This window comes from Methanosarcina spelaei (assembly GCF_002287235.1).
Taxonomy (GTDB): Archaea; Halobacteriota; Methanosarcinia; order Methanosarcinales; family Methanosarcinaceae; genus Methanosarcina; species Methanosarcina spelaei.
In genome coordinates, this window is record NZ_LMVP01000121.1 from 1 (window position 1) to 6053 (window position 6053).

The window sequence follows — 6053 nt, forward strand, 5'->3', positions numbered from 1 at the left end:
TTCTATGTCCCATCTTGCTCCATATAAGTTTGCAATATCTTTTGCATTCAAAATCTCTTTCTGAATATTTGTGATATAAATGTGGTGCTTTTCATCCTCGTCATTATATACTGCAACAAGACGTACATTCATCTCATCCTGTTTTTGCTTGCCTTTATATTCTCTTCTTTTGAATGCTATTTTTACAACTGCATCAATATCTTTTCCAGAAAGTTGCTTAATGCACTCACTAATAGGTTTCCCTATGAAATCTTTGCACTTTGTTTTAGGCATTCCTTCCTCTATTGAAACAACAACAGGATCCATATTCTTTTTAATTCTTGAAACGAAATACCCCCCATTTTCTTCAACCCTTGCAAACATCTGAGTTTTGTAGAAACCAAGATCAACAAGGAGAATACGGTCTTTGATCCAGGGACCGATTTTCAATGTTTTTATCTCAGCTGATTTTTCGGAGTACAGAGCAACGGTTTTAGGGCCGTTAGCAACCGCACTTACCATAACTCCGACTTTTACTCCAGCAGCTACTGTTCTTGCTCTTGCTGCTGGAAATTTATCTGATAAAGAAGAGTGAAGACGAACAATTGTGCTGTCCTGAATGACAATATCCTGGAAGTTTTCGAGCTTCTTGCTAAGTTTTCTACCAGGTTCTTTTGCAAGTTCTTCTATGCCGTGAATTACGCACTGATGCAGGAACTCAACTAGTTCTGGAGTAAAACGATAGTACCAGCTGCTATCGCTTATGGTTTTATGGGACTCAGTTTCATATTCTCGTTTCAAACTGGAAAGTGTACGCTGCAAGCGTACGCCAAAACTAAGAGTTAAAACCCAAAAGATGATGACAGGGTCAATTTTGCGCTCACGTTTTATAAGACCAGTTTCTTTGGCAGTTTGCCTTAACCACTCTTCGGGAAACATTTCCCGAAGAGAGTCTTCAAGAGTAGGTGGGGGACGAGGAGACATAGAGATACATGTGTTAAGGTATTGTCATATAAAAACATCTTCAAGAGAAGGAATTTAGTGCTTAACCGATGACCAATGAAGGAGAATGAAACTTTCCACAAACTGCAGAAAGTTAAGCTATAATTCTGTCATGTGCACTTTTGGCTGGAACTGTCATTCTTCGGTCAAAACCGAAATTTAAACAATATAAGGTCATATGTGCCCGAGTTTCAGAAAAATTTATTGTCTTATTTTAAACTAAGCGTTTCCAATTTTAAACTAAGCGTTTCCAGTTACCAATTGTAGAATTGACTTGAACTTTAAGACACGCCCTTAGTCTGAAAAAACCGCAAGGAATATTAGTATTGTAAACTCACTAGATCTATGAAAGAAGCCCTTCTTCTTATTGATATCCAAAACGACTATTTTCCTGGCGGCAAAATGGAACTTGTCAGCATGGAAGAAGCAGCAAAAAAAGCAGGAAAACTCCTTAAAGAGTTCCGTACTGCTGGTAAACCTGTTTTCTTTATCAAGCATATGTCTACAATATCAGACGCCACATTCTTTGTACCCGGAACTCAGGGAACGGATATTCATTCGAGCGTGAGTCCTCTTCCAGACGAAACTGTCATTGAGAAACATTTCCCTAACAGTTTTTTACAGACCGAACTCCTATCAGTTCTTAAAGAATCGGAAGTAACTGACCTTATAATCTGCGGAGCAATGAGCCATATGTGTATAGATACAACTGTCAGGGCTGCAAAAGAACTCGGATTTAAATGTATCTTGATAGCTGATGCCTGCGCTACCCGCAATCTTAAATTCGGAGAAGAAATTTTACCTGCACAAACTGTTCATGCATCATTCATGGCAGCATTGGACGGCATGTTTGCAACTATCATGACTGCCGAAGAATATCTTAATTAAATGCTACAGTTTTCCGTTCAATTGCATGAACCCTTTCCCGTTATGTAATTAAGTTTAATTTTAAGACATTTTCTAAGAAACCATAACTGATCTCTTATGAAAATCCATGTTCTCCAGCACTCTTCAATAAACACTCTCGGCACCATTGAAGAATACGCAAAAACTAAAAGCCACAGGCTTGAATCAACCCGTTTTTACGAAACAACGAACCCTCCGGAACTTCATTCCTTTGATCTTCTTATCATTATGGGCGGGCCCATGGGAATCTACGATTATAAAGAAAACCCCTGGCTGAAAGACGAAAAAACATTTATCAAACAGGCGATCGAAGCAGGAAAACCGGTACTGGGAATCTGCCTTGGTGCACAATTGCTTGCTGATATCCTTGGGGCCCGCGTATATGAAAACCCGTATCTGGAAATGGGCTGGTTTCCTGTAAAGGCGTTCCGAAGTGAGAATAAGCAGGAATTTTTTGAAGGGCTGCCGGATGAGATCACAGTTTTTCACTGGCACTCCAGAACTTTTGACCTTCCTGCAGGAGCTGTTCAGCTTTTTGAAAGCGAGGGGTGCAAGAATCAGGGGTTTATCTACAACAGGAGAGTTGTAGCGCTTCAATTTCACCCTGAGGTGAATGAAGAAAGAATTCTGAACTTGATAAAGCGGTTTGGGGATGGGATGGTAAATGGGCCGTTTGTCCAGAAAAAAGAGGAAATGCTCGGGCAGAGAAAATATCTGGCCAGTACAAAGAAATTTATGTTTTTAATGCTGGACAAATTTGAGAAAATGATCTAAGAGTGTTCAAGCGGTATAGGAGTTAAAAAAGAAGAAGGCTTTAGAGAGAATAATTAAAGAGGAAATACTCAACTGGCACGATATAAGGAGAAACAATAACTAAGGAGAACAATAACTAAGGAGAAACAATAACTAAGGAGAAACAATAACTAAGGAGAAACAATAACTAAGGAGAAACAATAACTAAGGAGAAACAATAACTAATGAGAAACAATAACTAAGGAGAAACAATAACTAAGGAGAAACAATAACTAAGGAGAAACAATAACTAAAGAGAAACAATAACTAAGGAGAAACAATAACTAAGGAGAAACACCCACACGGAAAAAATTTAAAAAGAGATCACCATCTGGTAAGAAACTTATGTAAGTTCTTTGGATGGCTTTTCCGGAACCTTATATTCTATATGATTTGCTGCCCGTCTGTTTTCTTTCGAAAAAATCCCTTTCACTCCCCCAGAGACCAGGGCTGCTATATCTTTCAGTACCAGACCCTGTTTAAATCCTTTTGGAAGAACGATATATTTCGGGCTCCAGACAGGGTTGAACTTTTCTTTAAAATCCCGCAGTCCTTTATAATTATAAAAGTGTTCTCCGTGGGTAAAGATTAAAGACCCGATTTTATTCCACAGAGGAGCGAATTGCCGCGTTTCAAGCCCTGAAAGAGGTGCCATTCCGAGCGAAAAGCGATTGTATCCCTTTTCTTTTCCCCAGAGCATAAGTTTGACAAAAAGGTATTCCATTGTCCTATCAGGGGCATCGGGACTATGGCGCATCAGGTCAACACTGATTTCTTCATTATCCGCACCTGTCCAGATGTTTGCAAAAGCAACGATCTCGGACTCGTTCCTAACAAGGGCAATTGGGAAATTACTAAGGTATTTCTCGTCAAAAAAGCCAATTGAGAACCGCTTTTCTTTTCCTGCTTTCAACTCGAGCCAGGCATCCGAGATACTTCAAAGTTCAGGCATAAGACTAAGTACCGCTTCTCCAGAGACAATTTCAAACCAGTATCCTTTTTTCTCCACATTCCTTATGGTGTAGCGGAAATCCTTACTTGCACTTCCTTCCAGGGTAAAAGCCTCAAGGGAAACCTTTGCCTCTTCCCCGATTTTTATAAGGGTCAGGCCAAGGTCAAGATAAACAGGAATATATTTTTCGCTCACTTCATAGAAAGCAGCCCTTCCCTGGTGCAATTTACTCATTTCATAAAAGTCCCAGATCAGCTCTTTTGCCTGACTGCTGGTTCCGACGATATCTCCCATTGCAACCCAGGTCTTTCCGGAAACTCCGTACATCAGGAAAGCTTGCTTTTTATCATCAAAAAGCAGATATTTGTCTCCTGTAAACACCAGGTTTCCAACCGTTTCCTCACTCTGATTAATAATTCTTTTTGCAAGCTCTATCTCCTCTGTCCCTGGTATGTGAATATCTTTGGAAAAGGGGCTCATCATTTTTGCTATCCCAAAAACAAGAAGCAGCATGAAAGCTCCGACTGTAGCCCTTAAAAAGCTGGAAGCCTGGGAATTTATTCCGAACTGCCACCAGAGCTCGTTTGAATATTCAACGTTCCGATATGAGAAGAATCCAAGCCATACGAAGCTTACGAATACAAGGGTTATTGCAGTTACATTACTCCTGCTAAAAGACTGATGCATAAGTGAGGACTTTCTGTAAAAATATTTCCTGCAGGGAAGCAAAAAGAAAAACAGGATAAAGAGAACCGCAGCTTCATGGTAATCAAAATCCTTAAGGAGGGCAAAAATTCCTCCCATCAAAAGTACGGCAAGAGAAAGAATATAGGCTCCGTCAATTCTTTTCCATAGGCCGTTTGCCAGGAGCAGGAGTAATACCCCCATAACGCTTCCAAAAAGCCTGGAGGCTTCGATTAAGGGAAGAGGAATAATGTAATTGAGGTCATGCAGGTACCTCGGATCTGAAGGAAGAGCTCCGGTAACGAGGAGGGAAACTCCTCCAAGGAAAACAAGAATCGAAAAAACCTGAGGCACTAGCTCGGACAGGCTTGAATATGTAGCTTTCTCAATTTTCCTCAGGAATTCGTCTCTCTCTTGATATTCATAGAATATAAGGGCCAGCAGCCCGAATAGGAAAGGCACGAAATAGTAAATTGTCCTGAAAAGGAGAAGCGGCCTGATTATATCCACAGTACCGAAATATGGTTCTAGCATGAACAACATCAGGGCCTCAAAAACCCCGAGTCCGCCCGGAACAGTACTTATCAGCCCTAGAATCTGCGAAAGTGCAAAGAACACAAGGACATGAAGCAGGGTAAGATGAGGATTTGAAGGCAAAAGGAAATAGATAATACTTCCAGAAAGCAGGTAATCTACTGATGATAAGCCAAGCTGCAAAAACGCTATTTTCGGTTCAGGGACCCTGATCTGGTACCCTTTTGCCTTGAAATTCAATTTTCGGAATGAGAAAAAGAAATAAACAGCAACACTAAGCAATAACAGAATTCCAATAATGTTTAACGGTACAGGTATTTCGGGCACGTAATCTGACAGTTTAACGGGATAGAATGTGAAGAGCAAGCCTCCGACAAAGCAAAACCCGACCCAGAAAGTGAGTATGCAGAAAACTATAATTTCCCAGATCTGACGTAGATTCAGCCCTTTTCTTGAGTACAACCTGTATCTCAGGGAACTTCCTGTCAGGACGTTAAAACCAACACTATAACTTATGGATGTGCTGATAAAAGAGGTCCTGGCAGTCTGCTTATAAGGCAGAGGATGATTAATATGACGAACTGCCAGGTAATCGTAACCTGTTAAAGCAAGATAACTTAAAACCGTTAAGAAGAATGCAAGCTCTATATGGCTCAGCGGAATGCTGGTAATGCTTTTGAGGACATACATAGAGTGCAAATGCCGTATCTGTCTCTCCAGGGTCCACAAAGCCAGGGAAAATATAGCTACTGGCAGAATGTAGCCTACAAGCCTTTCTATTTTAAGGGTTTTTTCTCGCATACTTCCTTTGTTTGTCATTGAGATCAGCGTTTTTACTTAAAATCTTGTTTTCTAAGCTAGCTTGTCTTATTTTTTCATTCAACTCTTTTAAAATTTTCTACTTAATTTATCTCAAAGTATCTTATTTAAATCTTTCTTAAATTTTTTACATAGATGCTTTTCCTACATTGACCTTTCTTCTACATAGAACTCTAAAATTTTTGTTTAAATCTTTCAAATTGCTGGTTAAATCTCTTTAATTTTTATTCCAGCAGACAAAGATATGTCCTTAAAATATATACATATCGGTTCCAATTTCCTGCATACAACCTTATCTGGATTCTTTTATTACCGGTTCTTCATTCTGGACTTATTTTTACCTTTTTTTCATATTTTTAATTTATTTTTGCAGATGTTTTCATTT

3 protein-coding genes and 1 pseudogene are annotated in these 6053 nt (G+C 39.6%); 2 read left to right on the forward strand and 2 right to left on the reverse strand.

Annotated features, from left to right (window positions below; all coding sequences use genetic code 11):
• A partial coding sequence (locus ASJ81_RS08000) for an IS4 family transposase (protein ID WP_095643260.1) occupies nucleotides 1-963 on the reverse strand: 963 nt, incomplete at its 3' end.
• A gap of 363 nt (nucleotides 964-1326) precedes the next feature.
• Here ASJ81_RS08000 and ASJ81_RS08005 point away from each other — a divergent pair.
• The gene (locus ASJ81_RS08005; RefSeq protein ID WP_095644025.1) at nucleotides 1327-1869 is read left to right on the forward strand and encodes a cysteine hydrolase family protein; all 543 of its coding nucleotides are present in this window, start codon (nucleotides 1327-1329) and stop codon (nucleotides 1867-1869) included.
• A gap of 96 nt (nucleotides 1870-1965) precedes the next feature.
• Entirely contained in the window at nucleotides 1966-2661 is a 696-nt protein-coding gene (locus tag ASJ81_RS08010; RefSeq protein ID WP_095644026.1) for a type 1 glutamine amidotransferase, read from the forward strand.
• Nucleotides 2662-3022: 361 nt separating this feature from the next.
• On the opposite strand, the pseudogene mprF reads toward ASJ81_RS08010, so the two are convergent.
• A pseudogene (gene mprF, locus ASJ81_RS08015) lies at nucleotides 3023-5668 on the reverse strand (bifunctional lysylphosphatidylglycerol flippase/synthetase MprF).
• Nucleotides 5669-6053 lie beyond the last annotated feature (385 nt).

Coding starts and splice junctions, on each gene's coding strand:
- ASJ81_RS08005 (WP_095644025.1), top strand. CDS start 1,327: ATGAAAGAAGCCCTTCTTCTTATTGATATCCAAAACGACTATTTTCCT.
- ASJ81_RS08010 (WP_095644026.1), top strand. CDS start 1,966: ATGAAAATCCATGTTCTCCAGCACTCTTCAATAAACACTCTCGGCACC.